Source organism: Kitasatospora sp. NPDC127060 (genome assembly GCF_042724935.1).
Taxonomy (GTDB): Bacteria; Actinomycetota; Actinomycetes; order Streptomycetales; family Streptomycetaceae; genus Kitasatospora.
On record NZ_JBHXEG010000039.1, the window covers coordinates 23,139 to 39,934 of the forward strand.

Sequence of the window (16,796 nt, forward strand, 5' to 3'; positions counted from 1 at the left end):
CGGGCGGCGGGACGGCTCCTCCGTCGTGCGCGGGGTTCAGCCGAGCTTGCCGACGTCCCGGACGGCGCCCTTGTCGGCCGAGGTGGCCATCGCCGCGTAGGCCCGCAGCGCCTGGCTGACCTGGCGCTCGCGGTCCTTGGGCCGGTAGCCGTGCCCGGCCTCCAGCGCGCTGCGGCGCTCGGCGAGGACCTCGGCCGGCACCTCCAGGGAGATCGTCCGGGCCGGGATGTCGATGGCGATGACGTCGCCGTCCTCGACCAGCGCGATGGTGCCGCCGGAGGCGGCCTCAGGGGAGGCGTGGCCGATGGACAGGCCCGAGGTGCCGCCGGAGAAGCGGCCGTCGGTGATCAGCGCGCAGGCCTTGCCGAGGCCGCGGCCCTTGAGGAAGGAGGTCGGGTAGAGCATCTCCTGCATGCCCGGGCCGCCCTTGGGGCCCTCGTAGCGGATGACGACGACGTCGCCCTCCTTGATCCGCTTGGCGAGGATCGCCTCGACGGCCTCCTCCTGGGACTCGCAGACCACCGCCGGGCCGCTGAAGGTCCAGATCGACTCGTCCACGCCGGCCGTCTTCACGATGCAGCCGTCCTCGGCGAGGTTGCCGTACAGCACGGCGAGGCCGCCCTCGACCGAGTAGGCGTGCTCGACGCTGCGGATGCAGCCCCCGGCGGCGTCGGTGTCCAGCGACTCCCAGCGCTCGGACTGCGAGAAGGCCTCGGCGGAGCGCTTGCAGCCGGGCGCGGCGTGCCACAGCTCGACGGCCTCGGCGGAGGGCGAACCGCCGCGCACGTCCCAGTTCTTGAGCCACTCGGCGAGCGAGTCGGTGTGCACGGTGCGGACGTCCTCGTTGAGCAGCCCGCCCCGGTACAGCTCGCCGAGGATGGCCGGGATGCCGCCGGCCCGGTGCACGTCCTCCATGTAGTACGAGCCGTTGGGCGCGACCTTGGCCAGGCAGGGGACCTTGCGCGAGATGGCGTCGATGGCCCGCATGTCGAAGTCCAGCTCGGCCTCCTGGGCGGCGGCGAGCAGGTGGAGGATGGTGTTGGTCGAGCCGCCCATGGCGATGTCCAGGGCCATGGCGTTCTCGAAGGCGGCGCGGCCGGCGATCGCGCGCGGCAGCACCGAGGCATCGTCCTGGCCGTAGTGGCGGTTGGTGATCTCGACGACGGTCCGGCCGGCGTTCTCGTACAGGGCGCGGCGGGCGGTGTGGGTGGCGAGCACCGAGCCGTTGCCGGGCAGCGAGAGGCCGATCGCCTCGGTGAGGCAGTTCATCGAGTTGGCGGTGAACATGCCGGAGCAGGAGCCGCAGGTCGGGCAGGCGTTCTCCTCGATGATCGCGATGTCCTCGTCGGAGACGCTCTCGTTGACCGCCTGGGACATCGCGTCGATCAGGTCCAGCCGGCGCACGGTGCCGTCGACCAGGGTGGCCTTGCCGGCCTCCATCGGGCCGCCGGAGACGAAGACGGTCGGGATGTTGAGGCGCAGCGCGGCCATCAGCATGCCGGGGGTGATCTTGTCGCAGTTGGAGATGCAGATCAGCGCGTCGGCGCAGTGCGCGTTGACCATGTACTCGACCGAGTCGGCGATCAGGTCGCGCGAGGGCAGCGAGTAGAGCATGCCGCCGTGGCCCATCGCGATGCCGTCGTCCACCGCGATGGTGTTGAACTCGCGCGGGATGCCGCCCGCCTCCTTGATCGCCTCGGAGACGATCCGGCCGACCGGCTGGAGGTGGGTGTGGCCGGGGACGAACTCGGTGAACGAGTTGGCGACCGCGATGATCGGCTTGCCGAAGTCCTCGCGGGCTACGCCGGCGGCCCGGAGAAGCGCCCGGGCGCCTGCCATGTTGCGACCGTGGGTGACCGTACGGGACCTCAGCTCGGGCACTGTGCTCCACTCCTTCGGGGCTCTCGCCGGCGCCCCGCCGGTGAGGAGGGTGCGGGGGCCGTGTGGTGTCCGAGCCTACGCCCGCCGTCCGGCCGGCGGACCGGGCGTCCGCGATGCGGGCAGCGGGCAGGCAGCGGGCGGGCCCGGTGCGTCAGCTCGGCTTGACGGCCACGGTGAGGTCCAGGGTGTACGGCTCGATCACCACGCCGTCCGGGAACTCGCCCAGCGTGGCCTCCCGTTCGGCGGCGAGCACCGGTGCGCGCTCCTCGGGGCTGAGCGAGGCCAGGTAGGAGCGGGAGGTGAGGTCGGTGAGCAGGTGCTCGACGGTGATCCGCCGCTCCCAGCGCAGCACCGTGCGCTCGACCGCGAGTCCGGCCGGGGCGAAGTGGCCGGTGTGGGCGCTGATCCCGCCGTAGCCGTGGTAGCGGTCGGGCAGGGCGGCGGCCAGCCGCTCGGCCCGGGCCCGGACCCAGGGCACGGTCTCGTCCTGCACGTTCCACCAGGTGGCGAGGGCACCGCCGGGCCGCAGCACCCGGACCGCCTCCGGGACGGACAGCTCGGGGCGGGTCCAGTGGAAGGCCTGGGCGTAGCCGATCAGGTCGACGCAGGCGTCGTGGAACGGCAGGTCGTCGCCGGTGCCGCGGACCAGCGGCAGGGTCGGCGAGGAGGCCAGGAACTGGGCGGCCATGCCGCCGCTGGGCTCCACCGCGACGACCTCGGCGCCCCGGGCGGCCAGCAGCCGGGTCGCGATGCCGGTGCCGGCGCCGACGTCCAGGACCCTGGCGCCCTTGAGGCGCCGGCCCCACAGCCGCTCCAGCGCGTCGAACAGCTCGTCCGGGTAGCCGGGGCGGCCCCGGTCGTACTCGGCGGCGACCGCGCCGAAGCTCAGGGCTATCTCCCGGTTTTCCTGACGCTGCGCCATGTCTCCCCCTCCGTAAGGAAGTTCGCGCCCGGCCGGGCCCGACGGCTCAGCGTACGCGCGAGGGAGTCGCCAGGTGCAAGCGGGTGAAGGCGAGGGCCTCGGCCAGATCGGCCTCGCGTTCGGCGGGGGACGCGGAGCGCCGGGTGTTGACCTCCAGCACCACGTGGCCGTCGAAGCCGGTGCGGGCGAGGTGCTCCAGGAGTTCGGCGCAGGGCTGCTTGCCCCGGCCGGGGATCAGGTGCTCGTCCTTGCCGGAGCCGCTGCCGTCGGCGAGGTGGACGTGGGCGAGCCGGTCGCCCATCCGCTCGACCATGGCGAAGGTGTCGATCCGGGAAGTGGCGACGTGCGAGAGGTCGATGGTGAAGTGCCGGTACTCCTCGTCGGTGACGTCCCAGCCGGGGGCGTACGCCAGCACCTCGCGGTCGCGGTAGCGCCACGGGTACATGTTCTCGACGGCGAACCGGACGTCGGTCTCGCCCGCCATCCGGTTGATGCCCTCGACGAACTCCCGGGCGTACTGCCGCTGCCAGCGGAACGGCGGGTGGACGACGACGGCGCTCGCGCCGAGCTTCTCGGCCGCCGCCCGGGCCCGGACCAGCTTGGTCCACGGGTCGGTGGTCCACACCCGCTGGGTGATCAGCAGACAGGGCGCGTGCACCGCCAGGATCGGCAGCTGGTGGGCGTCGGAGAGCCGGCGCAGGGCCTCCAGGTCCTGGCTGACCGGGTCGTTCCAGACCATCACCTCGACCCCGTCGTAGCCGAGCTTCGCGGCCAGCTCGAAGGCGACGGCGGTGCTCGCCGGGTACACCGAGGCGGTGGACAGCGCCACCTTGGTGTCCGGGATGTGCAGGGTCGGGTGCTGGGGCAGCACCAGCCGGTCGGTGGTGCGCAGCAGCGGCGGGCGGGCGGCGTCCCGTTTGGCGGCCTTGACCGAGCGGACGGACTGGACGGCGGCCTTGGCGGCGCCGGCGGCCCGGGCGGTGCGGGTCTCCTTGGGCGGCTGCTGCCGGGTGCCGGGGGCCGGCTTCGCGGCGGGGGTCTTCTCGGTGCCGACGGTGTTCTTCGCGGTGGCGGTCTTCTTCGCCGTCTTCGCCGTCTTCGCTGCGGTCTTCTTCGCTGCGGCCTTCTTCGCTTCCGCCGTCTTCGCCGCGGCCGTCTTCGCGGTGCGCTGGGCCGCCTTGACGGCCTCGGTGGCCTTGGCCGCCTGGGCGACGGTGGCGCCCTTGACCGCCTTGCCGAGCCCCGTCTTGCTCAGGCCCGTCTTGCTCAGGCCCGTCTTGCCCAGCCGGCGGCGCGGGCTCTCCGGCCGCGGCTGCCCGTCTCCGGGAGCGCGGCCCTCCTGCGTTCCGTCCTCGCCCGCTGGTTGCACCACGGGAGACAGCGTAAGCGGAGCACGCGGCGAACGGGGTCGGATGCCCGGCGGAGTGACCACCGGCACGCTCCCGCCGCCCTACGGGGTGAGCGCGGGCCGGCGGTGGTCGGCGGGGCTGTCCATGGCGTCCAGCTCGCGCAGGATGATGCCCTCGCGCAGCGCCCACGGGCAGACGTCCAGCTCCTCCAGGCCGAACAGGTCCATCGCGGCGTCGGCGACCAGCGCCCCGGCCAGCAGCTGCTTGGCCCGTCCCTCGGAGACTCCGGGGATCTGCGCGCGCTCGGCGACGGTCATCGTGGACAGCCGCGGCAGCCAGGCGGAGAGCCCGCTGCGGGTGAGCCGGCGGTCGGCGTACGGGCCCGCGTCGGCGGGGGCGGCGCCGGTCATCCGGGCGAGCTGCTTGAAGGTCTTGGAGGTGGCGACGGCGTGCCGCGGCGGCCCGAGCCGGGAGACCTCGCCGACCACGTGGGCGATCTCGGCCCGGATGTGCCGTCTGAGCTCGCGCAGCCGGTCCGGGTCGGCGACGTCCCCGGGCAGCCAGCGGGCGGTCAGCCGACCGGCGCCCAGCGGCAGCGAGCAGGCGACGTCCGGCTGTTCGTCCAGGCCGCAGGCGATCTCCAGCGAGCCGCCGCCGATGTCCAGGTTGAGCAGTCGGCCGGAGGACCAGCCGAACCAGCGGCGGACCGCCAGGAAGGTGAGCCGCGCCTCGTCCTGCCCGGAGAGCACCCGCAGATCGATCCCGGTCTCGGCTGCGACCCGGCGCAGCACCTGCTCGCCGTTGGCGGCCTCGCGGACGGCGGAGGTGGCGAACGGCAGGATGTCGACCACCCCCTTGTCCTCGGCGACCCGCAGCGAGGAGGCGATGTGCCCGATCAGCCGCTGGACGCCGGCCTCGCTTATCGCGCCGGACTCGTCCAGCAGCTCGGCCAGGCGCAGCTCGGCCTTGTGCGAGTACGCGGCCAGCGGAGCGGCACCCGGATGGGCGTCCACCACGAGGAAGTGGACCGTGTTGGAACCTACGTCGAGCACACCGAGTCGCATAACTCTCCACGCTACGCGATTCGGCTGGGGAGGTGATCGGGTGTGACGGCATGAGTGCTGGTCCCGGTCGTTCGCGACCGTTCCGGGTGCGATCGGTGGGGGTCGTCCGGCGGGGCCGTCCGGTGGGGGCTGCCCGGTGGCGACCGCTCAGTGGCCGCGCGGCCCGGCCCGGCGCTCGGTGCGGCAGTTGGCGTCCACCCAGCGGCGGGCCGGGCCCGGGGTGTCGGTGATCAGACCGTCGGCGTCCCGGGCGGTCATCAGCTGCCAGGCGTCCGCGTCGTCCAGCGTCCAGACGTAGACCTCGCGCCCGGCCTTGCGCTCGGCGGCGATCCGGGCGGCGGTGGCCAGGCCGGCGTCCAGGGCGATCCCGTCCAGCTCGAGGTCCTTCGGGTCCTCGGCGATCCCGCCGCTCTGGATCAGCACCACCGGCAGCTCGGGCGCCACGGAGTGGGCCTGGCGCAGGTGGTCGGCCGAGAAGGAGTAGAGGATGACGTGCGCCCGGCTGTCGGCGGCGATCCGGGCGATCCGGGCGACGTCCTCGGGGCGCTGCCACTTGATCTCCATCAGCAGCGTGGTGCCGCTGCCGGAGAGGCGCCCGAGCAGCTGCTCCAGGGTCGGGACGGGTTGGTCGGCCCCGGGGCCGACGGTCACCCGCAGGGCGGCGACCTGGGCGGCGGTCAGGTCGGCGACGGCGCCCTTGCCGTCGGTGGTGCGGTCCACCGTCGGGTCGTGCATCAGCACCGGGACGCCGTCCCGGGTGGTCTGGACGTCCGTCTCCAGCCAGTCGGCGCCCTGGTCGAGGGCCGTCTCGAAGGAGGCCATGGTGTTCTCCGGCGCGTTGAACGGCGCCCCGCGGTGGCCGATCACCACCGGGGAGCCGCACACCGGCGGCGCGGCGGCGGAACGGGCCTGCAGCGCGGGGCCGCCGGAGGCGCACCCGGCGGCCAGGACCGCGAGCGCGGCGAGGACGGCCGTCTGGGCGGCGCGGGGCGGGGCGGTCACGGCTCGGTGCTCCAGCTGCGGTCTCGGTGACGACGGTTCGGACCTGCTCGGTCCGGCTCGGCTCTGCTCGGCGCTGCTCTCTCCGGCTCGGTCCGACTCGGCGCTGCTCTCTCCGGCTCGCTCCGGGCGGTCGTTGGCCGGTCGCCGGTGGCCGGTCGCCGGTGGCCGGTGGCCGGGCGCACCGGCCGAGGTCGGGTCAGAGCAGGCCGTCCCACAACTGTTCCACGATGACGGCCCACCAGTTCTCCGGATCGCCGTAGACCGTACCGTCCAGCCGGGCCAGCCCCCGCTGCAGCGCGTCCACCGCGGTGCCCGCCGCGGCCGGGTCGAGTCCGTGCAGGGCGGGCCACCAGCCGGCGAACAGCTCCAGGCAGCGGAGGAAGGCGCGCAGGTCGGCGTTGCAGTGACGGGCGGTCGCGTGGTCGGGGTCGACGGCCCGGACGGTGCCCTGGCGGGAGTCCAGGGTGATCAGCGCCCAGCCGTCCGTTCCCAGCACCGACTGGCCGGCGAGCGCCGAGCGCTCCCGTTCGGCCGCCCTGGCGCCCCGGCCGAGCGCCGTGAGGTGCGGGGCGAGCGGCGGCAGCACGGTGCCCGGCCGGGAGCCGTCCGCGATCGCCTCGACGCCCGGGTGGTGGAGCGCGAAGAATCCGTCCACCGCCTTCGGCACGCCCACCGTCAGCAGCAGCGCGGCCGCGTCCCCGGGCAGCTCCGCGCGCACCACGTCGGCCGGCTCGAAGCGCTGCACGCCCGCCGGGCCGAAGCGCCCGGCCAGCCGCTCCGCCAGGGCGGCGTCCGGCTCCTCCGGCAGCGGCGGCACGGCCCGCGGGAAGGGCACCCGGTTGCGGCCCGGGCCGTCCGGCTCGGCGGGCAACTCCCGCACGGCGGCGGCCCGGTGGTCGAAGCGGGGCCCGTACGGCAGGTCCGACTCCAGCCGGGCGTGCGGCAGTTCGGCCACCAGCGCGTACGACCAGTAGCCGCCGGGCAGCGCGGCCATCCGCAGGTCGGTCCGCACCGCGAGCACGTCCTCGGCCGCGACGCCCTGCTCCCGCAGCCACCACCAGCCGCGCAGCGCCGGGTGCGGCAGGCCGGCGGCCGAGCGCAGGGCCAGCGAGCGGGTGCCGTCGGCGCCGTCCCGGTAGGTCAGTTCGGCCCGGGCGCCCCGGCCGGTGGCCGGCGGCCTGGTCGGGTCGTAGCCGCCCGCACCGACGAAGTCCCGGTAGAGACCGACCACTTCGTCCACCGGGACGGACGGCCACACCGTGAACCGCCCGCTCTCCCGGTCCACCACCGCGCACGCGGCCCCCACCTCCGCGGGCGCCCGCCGCTCCCCCGTCCGCGGATCCACCTCCGGCCTCGGCGGCTCCGCCCACACCACCCACCCCAGCTCGAACTCGTGCGCACACACCCGCCGCACGGCCCCGGCCCCCTGCGGCAGGTCCCCGTTGATCCACCGGTGCCCCGCCTCCACCGCCTGCGCCCGCGAGATCATCCGCCCACCCCCGTCATCGATCCGGCCCGCTTCATCATCCAGCCCCGCTGAGGTACCAAGGGAGACCACCGAGGGAGGACACTGGTATCGGTCCCGCCCGACGAGAACTTCCGGAGGCGGCGGCGACGGCGTCCTGGGTGCGGGCAACGGGCTGGCGGCCGTGCACGTCGCCCGACATGTTCTCCGCCGTCGTCGCGTTCCTCGTCGACCCGGCAGTGAATGAAGTGCAGGATCCGCCGCGTATCCACGTCTCTCGCATCCTTCGAGCGGACTGATCGAGGCACTTCGGCACGGTCGGTCCGTCGCGCTCACGCCGCCGCCAGGTCCAGGGGCCGGCCGTCCGGGGTGAGGGCGATGGCCCAGAGGCCCTGGGTGGCCGGGTGGAGCGGGATGGGGCCGCGACGGGCGAGTTGGTGGTCGAGGTAGGTGACGGCGTCCCGGTGGTTGACGGCGTTCCAGGCGTGCGGGCGGCCGTAGGCGTCGAGGGTGAGCAGGACGGCCTGGGCGCCGTGGCCGGCCCGGCGGAGTTCAGCGGTGAGGCGGGTGAAGGCCTGGCCGCCGTCGCCGAGGTCGCGGAAGGGGGCGCCGAGTTCGCGTTCGGCGCGGTCGCGGCCGCCGCGTTCGCCGGCGTCGCCCTCGGTGGGGATGCGCGGGGCCGCGCAGGTGGGGCGGCCGGTGTAGGTGTCGACGGCGGAGAGGGCGATCTCCAGGCTGTTGTTGGCCCGGCCGGGGTCGCGGGGACCGCCGGCGTTGACGGCTTCGGTCCAGCCGCCGGCCGGATCGGGGTGGCGGACGGGCAGGCCGTCCTCGTCGCAGGGCACCCGGCGTTCGAGTTCGGCCTGGTGTACGGGGTCGACGGGGCCGAGCCCGCCGGGCGGTCCGTACGGGCGGCTGTCGGCGATGGTGCGCGGCCGGGTCTGCGGGTCGTCGGCGAGCGGGCCGCGGCGGGCGCGCAGGGCGAGTTGGAGGGCCATCGCGTGGGCGGTGGCGACCGGGACGGCGCCCCAGACGAGGGTCGGGTCGGCGAGGGCGGCGGCGGTGTCCCGGCGGCGGCCGTCGGTGTGCTGGGGTTCGGGCCGGCCGATGACCGGGGTGGTGCCGACGATCGGCGGCTCGGCCGGGGCCGGCGGCGTGCCGACCGGGCCGGGGGCGGTGCCCGGGTGGGGCGCGGCGCCGACCGGGCCGCGGGGCCCGCCGACCACCGGGGCACCGGCCGCCGGAGCACCGACCACCGGAGCACCCGCCGCCGGTCCGCCGGTCACGGGTGCACCGCCCACCGCACCGCCGGGCAGGCCCGTACCGATACCGCTGCCGAAGGGCGCCGCCTGGTGCGCGGGGAACCCGCCGCCGACCGCGAGCGGGCCGGGCCCGACGGTGCCGATCGGGCCGGTCACCGGGTAGCCGCCGGAGTACACCGGCGTGCCGAACTGGGCGGGCACCCCGACGACTCCGACCGGCCGGACCACCGGGGGCGCGTCCGGCGCCGGGTGGTAGACCGGGCCGCCGGTGGAGAGCGGGGTGGAGAGCGGGGTGGAGAGCGGGGTGGAGAGCGGAGCGGCGGGCGCGGGCGGCGCACCGACCGAGTCGGTCCGTACGGTCACCGGCGGATAGCCGCCCCCGCCGCTGTGGGTGGGTGCCTGGAGCGGGTAGTCCCCGTCCGACCAGCTCGCCGCGACCGGGCCGCCGCCCTGGTGGCCGGGCCCGGCGGCCGCGCGGACCGACGGCCCGTCGTCCCGGGCGGGCGGCGACCAGTCGGCGGCGGCCACGGCCCGGTGCGAGCCGGGGTACGAGGGACTCGCCGACGCCGCGGCCTGGGTGCTGTCGACCACCGGAGCCGCGATCGGAGCGGCCACCGGCGCGACGGCCGGAGCTGCGGCGGAATCGACCCCGGAGAGCACGGACGGGACGGCCGACGCGTCCGCCGGGTCCTCTACCGGCAGCACGCCCGGGGCCGTGGGGTTGTGGGGATGGCGCGGGTCGCGGGGGTCGGTCAGATCGGCGAGCGGCAGCCCGGGCAGCTCCCGGCCGGCCTGGTCGGTGAGCACCGGCTGCCCGTGCTCGTCCAGCCGGACGGCCAGGTCGGCCACCCCGACCACCGGCTTGCCGTCCGGCCCGGTCGTCACCAGCAGCCCGGCGGCGTCGGCGACCGGGGTGCCGTCGGAGCGCAGGATGACCGGCTTGCCGTCCGGGCCGAGGACGGGCTGCCCGTGCCCGTCGAGCTTGACGCTCAGGCCGGGCACGCCGACCAGGGGCTTGCCGTCCCGGCCGGAGAGCACGATCAGGCCGGTGCCGTCCTTCCCGAGCACGCCGGGCTCGCCGAGGGCGGCGGGCAGTCCGGCGGCGAGCGGGTCGAAGCCGCCCCCGGTGCGGTAGGAGGCGGTGGTGACGCCCGGTGCGGCGGCGGTGCCGAGCCGCAGCAGGGCGACGGCGGCGGGGTCCTTGAGCGCGGTGGCCAGGGCGTCCTTCATGGCGCGGCCGAGTTCGGTGAGCAGCCCGGCGATCTTCAGGGCGGCGGTCTCCACCGCGACGGCCTCGACGCCCGCGGCGACCTGACCGGCGGCGGCGTTCTTCACGTCGTCCGCGAGGCCGGCGACGGACTTCTCCAGTCCGCCGAACACCCCGGTCTGCCCGGTCCGTCCGGCGTTCCGGGCGACCACGGCGGCGGTCTGCTGGACCTTGGCGGCCTGCTCCCGGGCCTGCTGGAGCTCGGCGGCCAGGTTCTGCAGGGTGGCGATGATCTCGGCCTTGCCGCCGTCGACGGCCTGGGCGGCGGCGTCGAACGCGGTGGCGACCAGCCCGACGGCGGTGTGGGCGTCCGCCAGCCGGCCCTTGCCGCCGTCGCTGTACGTCCGCCAGTAGGCGGTGAAGGCGTCGACCGCGTGACCGGTGTTGTCGGCGGCGACCCGCTGGGCGGACTCGCCGCCGCGGCGGGTGATCCGGTCGGCCTCGGCGGCGAACTCCCGCCAGTGCGCGGCCGCCTTGCGCAGGGCCTCCTCGTCGGCCTGCGGCCACGGGTGGCCGGTCCTGGCCAGCAGCGGGACCAGTTCCTCGGGCAGTTTCCGGGACACGCGTCTCTCCCCCTTCGAGCCGGGCCGTTCAGACCGACATGTCCTGGGGGACGGCCGGTGCCGCCCCCGGGGTTGCCCCGGGCTCCGTATTCACGGCCGGCTCCGCGTATACGGCCGATCCCGGATGCACGGCCGCTCCCGAGTAGACGGCCGGTCGGGCGACCTGACCGGTCTGGCCCGACGGGCCGGACGAGCCGGGGGTGCCCCCGAAGCCGTCCGCGGTCGAGGTGTCGGTGTCGGTGGTCCGCTCGGCCATCGTGTGCAGTCCGGCGCCGACGCCTCCCACCTGGTCGGCCAACGCCGTCAGCCCGCCGAGGAGTTCGCCGCGCGCCGGGCCGTACACGGCGGCGAACGCGCTGCCGGGCTGGTCGGCGCCCCAGGGCGTGCCGAGCGCGGCGAGGTCCTTTTCCAGGGTGCCCACGGCCTTGCCCAGTTCGCGCCCGAGCTTCTCGAACTCCCGCCCCTCGCCGTGCAGTTCCCATGGCTTGAGGGCGAAGGAGCCGCCGTCGCCGTCGGTCTTCCCGGTGCTGCCGCCTGCCATCCCCGTACCTCCCCGTAGCGGACCGGCCGCCATCCTAGGCACGCCCGCGGCCGGGGCCGGACCTCTTCACCCCGCCTTCACCGCGACCCGGCGGAGACCCCGGGCCGCGACCCGGCCGCGACCCGGGCGCGACCACGGGCCCGTACGCCCCCGGAAAGCTCTACCCTTGCCGGGTGGCACCAGCAGAAACGTCCCAGAAGAAGGCCAAGGCGAAGCCGAAGGCCTCCCCCGCCCCCGTCGACCTCGCGATGCCGACCCTGCGCCGCGAGATCCCGCGCGACGAGGTCCCGCTCGACTTCCCGCGCGCCTGGGTCGAGTTCGCCGACCCCGCCGACGAGGAGCAGGTCTTCCGCTGTGACCTCACCTGGCTGACCTCCCGCTGGTCCTGCGTCTTCGGCCAGGGCTGCCACGGCATCCGCGAGGGCCGCGGCGAGTCCGACGGCTGCTGCACGCTGGGCGCCCACTACTCGGACGAGGACGACGAGAAGCGCGTCATGGGGCACGCGGCCCGGCTGACGCCCGAGCTGTGGGAGAACTTCGCCGAGGGCACCGACGCCAAGGGCCGGCTCCGGTCGGACGGCGGCGTCACCATGCTGGACGAGGACGGCGACCGCCAGACCCGCCGGGTCAACGGCGCCTGCATCTTCGTGAACAGCCCCGGCTTCGCGGGCGGCGCCGGCTGCGCCCTGCACGCGCTCGCCCTCAAGGAGGGCCGCGAGCCGCTGGAGACCAAGCCGGACGTCTGCTGGCAGCTGCCGGTCCGCCGCACCTACGACTGGATCGACCGCCCCGACGACACCCGCTACCTCCAGGTCTCGATCGGCGAGTACGACCGCCGCGGCTGGGGCCCGGGCGGCCACGACCTGCACTGGTGGTGCACCGGGGCCCCGGCCGCGCACCAGGGCGCGGTGCCGGTGTACGTCAGCTACCGCCCGGAGCTCACCGAGCTGATGGGCAAGGCGGCGTACGAGGTGCTGGCCGGGCTGTGCGAGGAGCGGATCGCCACCAAGGGCGACCGCAAGGTGGCCCCGCACCCTGCGGACCCGGCCCGGAAGAAGACCAAGAAGGCCTGACGGCCGACCCGCCGGTGTGCCGGCCCACTCACCGGCACCGGCCTACTTGTCGATGTCGCCGACCACGAAGAACATCGACCCCAGGATCGCCACCATGTCCGCCACCAGCGTCCCCGGCAGCAGCTCGGTGAGCGCCTGGATGTTGTTGAAGGACGCCGAGCGCAGCTTGAGCCGCCACGGCGTCTTGTCACCGCGCGAGACCAGGTAGTAGCCGTTGATCCCGAGCGGGTTCTCGGTCCACGCGTAGGTGCTGCCCTCGGGCGCCTTGAGCACCTTGGGCAGCCGCTGGTTGACCGGTCCGGGCGGCAGGGTGGCGAGCTTGTCGAGGCAGGCGTCGGCGAGGTCCAGCGAGTTGAGGGTCTGCTCCAGCAGGCACTCGAAGCGGGCCAGGCAGTCGCCCTCCTCGCGGGTGACGACGGTGAGCACCTGCCGCAGTTCCTCGGAGCCGTACGCGAGGTAGGGCTCGTCGCGGCGCAGGTCGAGGTCGAGTCCGCTGGCCCGGGCGATCGGGCCGCTGACCCCGTAGGCCTCGGCCTGGGCCCTGGTGAGGATGCCGACGCCGGCGGTGCGGGCGCGGAAGATCTCGTTGCCGAGGACGAGGTCCTCGAAGACCGGCAGCTGCGAGCGGACGGTGGCGACGGCGGTGCGGACCCGGCCGAGCCAGCCGGCCGGGAGGTCCTCCTTGAGGCCGCCGACCCGGTTGAACATGTAGTGCATCCGGCCGCCGGAGGCCTCCTCCAGCACGTGCTGGAGGTCCTCGCGGCCGGTGAAGGCGTGGAAGATCGGGGTGATCCCGCCGAGTTCCAGCGGGTAGGAGCCGAGGAACATCAGGTGGTTGAGCACCCGGTTGAGTTCGGCGAGCAGGGTGCGCACCCACACCGCCCGCTCGGGGACCTCCATGCCGAGCATCCGCTCGACGCCGAGCACGACGCCGAGTTCGTTGGAGAAGGCGGAGAGCCAGTCGTGCCGGTTGGCCAGCATGATGATCTGCCGGTAGTCACGGGCCTCGAAGAGCTTCTCCGCGCCGCGGTGCATGTAGCCGATCACCGGCTCCGCGGTGACGATCCGCTCGCCGTCGAGCAGCAGCCGCAGCCGCAGCACGCCGTGGGTGGCCGGGTGCTGCGGGCCGATGTTGAGCACCATGTCGGTGGTGCCCGCCTCGCCGGTGAAGTTCTCGGCTCCCGCCCCGATGCCGACCGTGGTCTCCCTCATGACCCCAGAGTCTGCCATCCCGGCAGGGCCGCCGGGCCTACTGCCCTCTCGAAGATGTCAAGGGGCGGCATGCGGACGGCCTGCAGGACCCACCCGAAGGCCCCCAGCCCGTTCGGGTCGGTGAGTTCGGCCGCCTCCCCCGCCCCGCTCAGCGCCCGCAGGTAGGCCGCCGGGTCGGTGGAGGCGAGCGCCAGCGGCGGGCGTCCGCCGCCGACCCCGAGCGCGCGCAGGGCCTCGCGCTGGGTTGTCCACAGGCTGTGGAGGCCGGGGACGGCGACGGCGTCCAGCGCGACGTGCGCGGTCACGTCGCAGGAGCCGTCCGGCACCGGGGCGACCTCCCGGCCGTCCCGGAACCCGGTGAAGGTGCCGAACGGCGGCCGCCGCCCCGCGGTGTGCCCGTAGTCGACGGCGACGGCCAGTCCGCGGTCCAGCCCGGCCACGGCCCGGGCCCAGGCCGCGTCCCGGGGGGCGCCGAACTCCACCACCTCGCCGGGCTCGGCGACCGGCCACCAGCGTTCGGCCCAGGCCGCGTCCGCCGCCGAGACGGGCTCGCCGAGGCGCTCCGCACCGGTCGCGGTGTCCACCTCCCGATAGCGCAGCACCCCGTCGTCGTCCACCTCGCCGACGTCCAGCGGCACGTTGTCCAGCCACTCGTTGGCGAACAGCAGCCCGGTCACCCCGCGCGGCGGCTCCGCCGTCCACAGGGCTGTGGACGGAAGTCCGTCGGGCCGCGCCGCCAGCTCCACGCCGTACGGGCGCAGCCGGGCGAGCACCTCGCCGGGCAGTTCGGCCAGCACCCCGGTCAGCAGTTCCCCCCGCCCGGCCCCGACGTCGACCAGGGCCAGCTCCTCCGGACGACCGAGGGCCGCGTCAACCTCCAGCAGCAGCCGTGCCACCGCACGGGCGAACCGGGGCGAGGCGTGCACCGAGGTGCGGAAGTGCCCGGCCGGGCCCTCCGGCCTGCGGTAGAAGCCACCGTCCCGGTCGTACAGGGCCCGTTCCATGGCGGGCGCCCACCGCATCCACGTCATGGGGCGGGACGCTACCCGGCACCGGGCGACCCCTCCCAACCGGAGCCACGACGTCTCCGACCTACGGAGTAGGGCGGATCGCCCTACCGGCGGACCTGGGCACCTCGCGCGACTGCCTAGGCTGGACACGTGCATCGACTCAACGCCTGGCTCCGCCGTCACCCCATGGTGGTCGACGCCGTCTGGGCGTCGATCGTGCTCCTCCTCGGCCTGCTGCCGAACGGCGACTTCCCCGACGACGGCTGGGGCCTCGACTCCGAGATCCTGATCGCGGTGCTGCTGCCGCTGCTGATGGTCTTCCGCCGGCGCTTCCCCGACGTCACCGTGGCCGCGGCCACCGGCATCGGCCTCGGCCAGGTGGCCGCCGACGTCACACCGGGCGGCTCCGCCATCGCCTACCTGGTGTTCGCCTACACCGGCGCCGCCTTCGGCCAGAAGTGGACCTCCCGGCTCGCCCTGGTGGCCGGCCTGGCCGCCGGGCCGCTGGAGTTCTGGCGGCTGCACCCGACCAAGACGGTCTCCACCGGCGGCGGGCACTACGTCTCCCGGTCGTTCGGCCTCGGCGAGTCGGTGCTGTACGCCCTGCTGATGAGCACCCCGTTCATCCTCTGCTGGGCCTGGGGCCGGCTGACCAGGGTGCGCCGCGCCTACCTGACCGAGCTGGAGGACCGCGCGGCCCGACTGGAGCGCGAGCGGGACGCCCAGTCCAAGGTGGCGGTCGCCGCCGAGCGGGCCCGGATCGCCCGCGAGCTGCACGACGTGGTCGCCCACAACGTCTCGGTGATGATCGTCCAGGCCGACGGCGCCGCCTACGTGCTCGACAACTCCCCGCAGCAGGCGAAGGAGGCGCTCGGCACCATCGCCTCCACCGGACGGCAGGCCCTGGTCGAGATGCGCCGCCTGCTGGGCGTGCTGCGCACCGCGGACACCGCCGAGGAGTACGTCCCGCAGCCGGGCGTCGAGGAGCTGCCGGACCTCCTTGAGCAGGTCCGCACCGCCGGGCTGCAGGTGGACTACGCGACCTCCGGGCACCCGCGCGAACTGCCGCGCGGCGTCGAGCTGACGGTCTACCGGATCGTCCAGGAGGCGCTGACCAACGTCCGCAAGCACGGCGGCCCCGACGTCCACGCCCGGGTCGCGGTCGACTTCGGCGACCGCGAGCTGGCCGTCCTGGTCGAGGACGACGGCCGCGGCAGCACCGACGAACAGCTGGCCGCCGGCGGCACCGACGGCCTGGGCCACGGCCTGATCGGCATGCGCGAGCGGGTCGGCATGGTCAGCGGGAGCCTCGACGTGGGCCCCCGCCCCGGCGGCGGCTTCCGGATCCGCGCCGTCCTCCCGCTCAAGACGGCGCACTAACCCCCCGCCCCCTGTTAGGAGCCACCTTGACCATCCGCGTGATGCTCGTCGACGACCAGGAGCTGCTGCGCACCGGCTTCCGGATGATCCTCCAGTCGCAGGGCGACATCGAGATCGCCGCCGAGGCGGGCGACGGCGCCCAGGCCGTGGAGCTGCTGCGGCACACGAAGGTGGACGTGATCCTGATGGACGTCCGGATGCCCCGCCTGGACGGCGTCCAGGCCACCCGCCGGATCTGCCTCGCCGAGGACGGCAGCCCGCTGCCGGACGCCCCGCACGTGCTCATCCTCACCACCTTCGACCTGGACGAGTACGCCTTCGCCGCGCTCAAGGCCGGGGCCAGCGGCTTCCTGCTCAAGGACGTCCCGCCGACCGAGCTGGTGGCCGCGATCCGCGCGGTGCACGGCGGCGACGCCGTGGTCGCCCCGACCACCACCCGCCGGATGATCGACCGCTTCGCCGAGGTGCTGCCCACCCCGCAGAGCGCCCCCGGCTCGGACGTCCTGGGCCCGCTGACCGAGCGCGAGCGGGAGGTGTTCCTGCTGGTCGCCCAGGGCCTGTCGAACGGCGAGATCGCGGCCCGGCTGGTGCTCTCCGAAGCCACCGTGAAGACCCACGTCGGCCGGATCCTGGCCAAGCTGGGGCTGCGCGACCGGGTCCAGGCGGTGGTGCTGGCGTACGAGGCGGGGCTGATCCGGGCCGGGGCCTCGGACTGATCCGGGCCGGGCCTCCGACTGGGGCCGCCCGTACACTGGGGCGGTACGTCCGGTACCCGCAGATGGACCGGAACGGTCATTCAGGACAA

At 74.9% G+C, this 16,796-nt stretch carries 13 protein-coding genes; 3 read left to right on the plus strand and 10 right to left on the minus strand.

Going from position 1 to position 16,796, the window contains the following annotated elements:
- Nucleotides 1-36 precede the first annotated feature (36 nt).
- From ilvD to ACFWIS_RS21730, 8 genes are all read right to left on the minus strand, one after another.
- Nucleotides 37-1,881, minus strand: coding sequence for a dihydroxy-acid dehydratase (gene ilvD / locus ACFWIS_RS21695; protein WP_380456235.1), 1,845 nt, complete (start codon nucleotides 1,879-1,881; stop codon nucleotides 37-39).
- Nucleotides 1,882-2,032: 151 nt separating this feature from the next.
- Nucleotides 2,033-2,803, minus strand: coding sequence for a class I SAM-dependent methyltransferase (locus tag ACFWIS_RS21700; protein WP_380456233.1), 771 nt, complete (start codon nucleotides 2,801-2,803; stop codon nucleotides 2,033-2,035).
- Between the two features lie 46 nt (nucleotides 2,804-2,849).
- Entirely contained in the window at nucleotides 2,850-3,653 is an 804-nt protein-coding gene (locus tag ACFWIS_RS21705) for a sugar phosphate isomerase/epimerase (protein ID WP_350507752.1), read from the minus strand.
- Between the two features lie 600 nt (nucleotides 3,654-4,253).
- A complete protein-coding gene (locus ACFWIS_RS21710) occupies nucleotides 4,254-5,216 on the minus strand; it encodes a Ppx/GppA family phosphatase (protein WP_380456231.1) in 963 nt (320 codons plus the stop codon).
- Between the two features lie 147 nt (nucleotides 5,217-5,363).
- The gene (locus ACFWIS_RS21715; RefSeq protein ID WP_380456229.1) at nucleotides 5,364-6,218 is read right to left on the minus strand and encodes a glycerophosphodiester phosphodiesterase; all 855 of its coding nucleotides are present in this window, start codon (nucleotides 6,216-6,218) and stop codon (nucleotides 5,364-5,366) included.
- Between the two features lie 196 nt (nucleotides 6,219-6,414).
- Entirely contained in the window at nucleotides 6,415-7,707 is a 1,293-nt protein-coding gene (locus ACFWIS_RS21720; RefSeq protein ID WP_380456227.1) for an SUKH-4 family immunity protein, read from the minus strand.
- Between the two features lie 308 nt (nucleotides 7,708-8,015).
- On the minus strand, nucleotides 8,016-10,775 hold the full coding sequence (locus ACFWIS_RS21725; RefSeq protein WP_380456225.1) for a toxin glutamine deamidase domain-containing protein: 2,760 nt from the start codon (nucleotides 10,773-10,775) through the stop codon (nucleotides 8,016-8,018).
- Between the two features lie 28 nt (nucleotides 10,776-10,803).
- Complete coding sequence (locus ACFWIS_RS21730) at nucleotides 10,804-11,316, minus strand: hypothetical protein (protein WP_380456224.1); 513 nt, start codon at nucleotides 11,314-11,316, stop codon at nucleotides 10,804-10,806.
- 248 nt (nucleotides 11,317-11,564) lie between these two features.
- Here ACFWIS_RS21730 and ACFWIS_RS21735 point away from each other — a divergent pair, with 248 nt between their 5' ends.
- Nucleotides 11,565-12,389, plus strand: coding sequence for a hypothetical protein (locus ACFWIS_RS21735; RefSeq protein ID WP_380456273.1), 825 nt, complete (start codon nucleotides 11,565-11,567; stop codon nucleotides 12,387-12,389).
- 42 nt (nucleotides 12,390-12,431) lie between these two features.
- Here ACFWIS_RS21735 and ACFWIS_RS21740 read toward each other — a convergent pair whose 3' ends face one another.
- Together ACFWIS_RS21740 and ACFWIS_RS21745 are read right to left on the minus strand one after the other, a co-directional pair.
- Nucleotides 12,432-13,601 carry an NADH-quinone oxidoreductase subunit D gene (locus tag ACFWIS_RS21740; protein WP_380456223.1) on the minus strand — a complete coding sequence of 390 codons (1,170 nt, stop codon included), beginning with the start codon at nucleotides 13,599-13,601 and terminating at the stop codon, nucleotides 12,432-12,434.
- Entirely contained in the window at nucleotides 13,598-14,632 is a 1,035-nt protein-coding gene (locus ACFWIS_RS21745) for an SAM-dependent methyltransferase (RefSeq protein ID WP_380456221.1), read from the minus strand. Before ACFWIS_RS21745 ends, ACFWIS_RS21740 begins: the two co-directional genes overlap by 4 nt.
- A 165-nt stretch (nucleotides 14,633-14,797) precedes the next feature.
- Between ACFWIS_RS21745 and ACFWIS_RS21750 the strand changes: the two genes are divergently transcribed.
- Both ACFWIS_RS21750 and ACFWIS_RS21755 read left to right on the plus strand, forming a co-directional pair.
- Nucleotides 14,798-15,991, plus strand: a complete 1,194-nt coding sequence (locus tag ACFWIS_RS21750; RefSeq protein WP_380456271.1) for a sensor histidine kinase — start codon at nucleotides 14,798-14,800, stop codon at nucleotides 15,989-15,991.
- A gap of 26 nt (nucleotides 15,992-16,017) precedes the next feature.
- Complete coding sequence (locus ACFWIS_RS21755) at nucleotides 16,018-16,707, plus strand: response regulator (RefSeq protein ID WP_380456220.1); 690 nt, start codon at nucleotides 16,018-16,020, stop codon at nucleotides 16,705-16,707.
- Nucleotides 16,708-16,796: the final 89 nt, after the last annotated feature.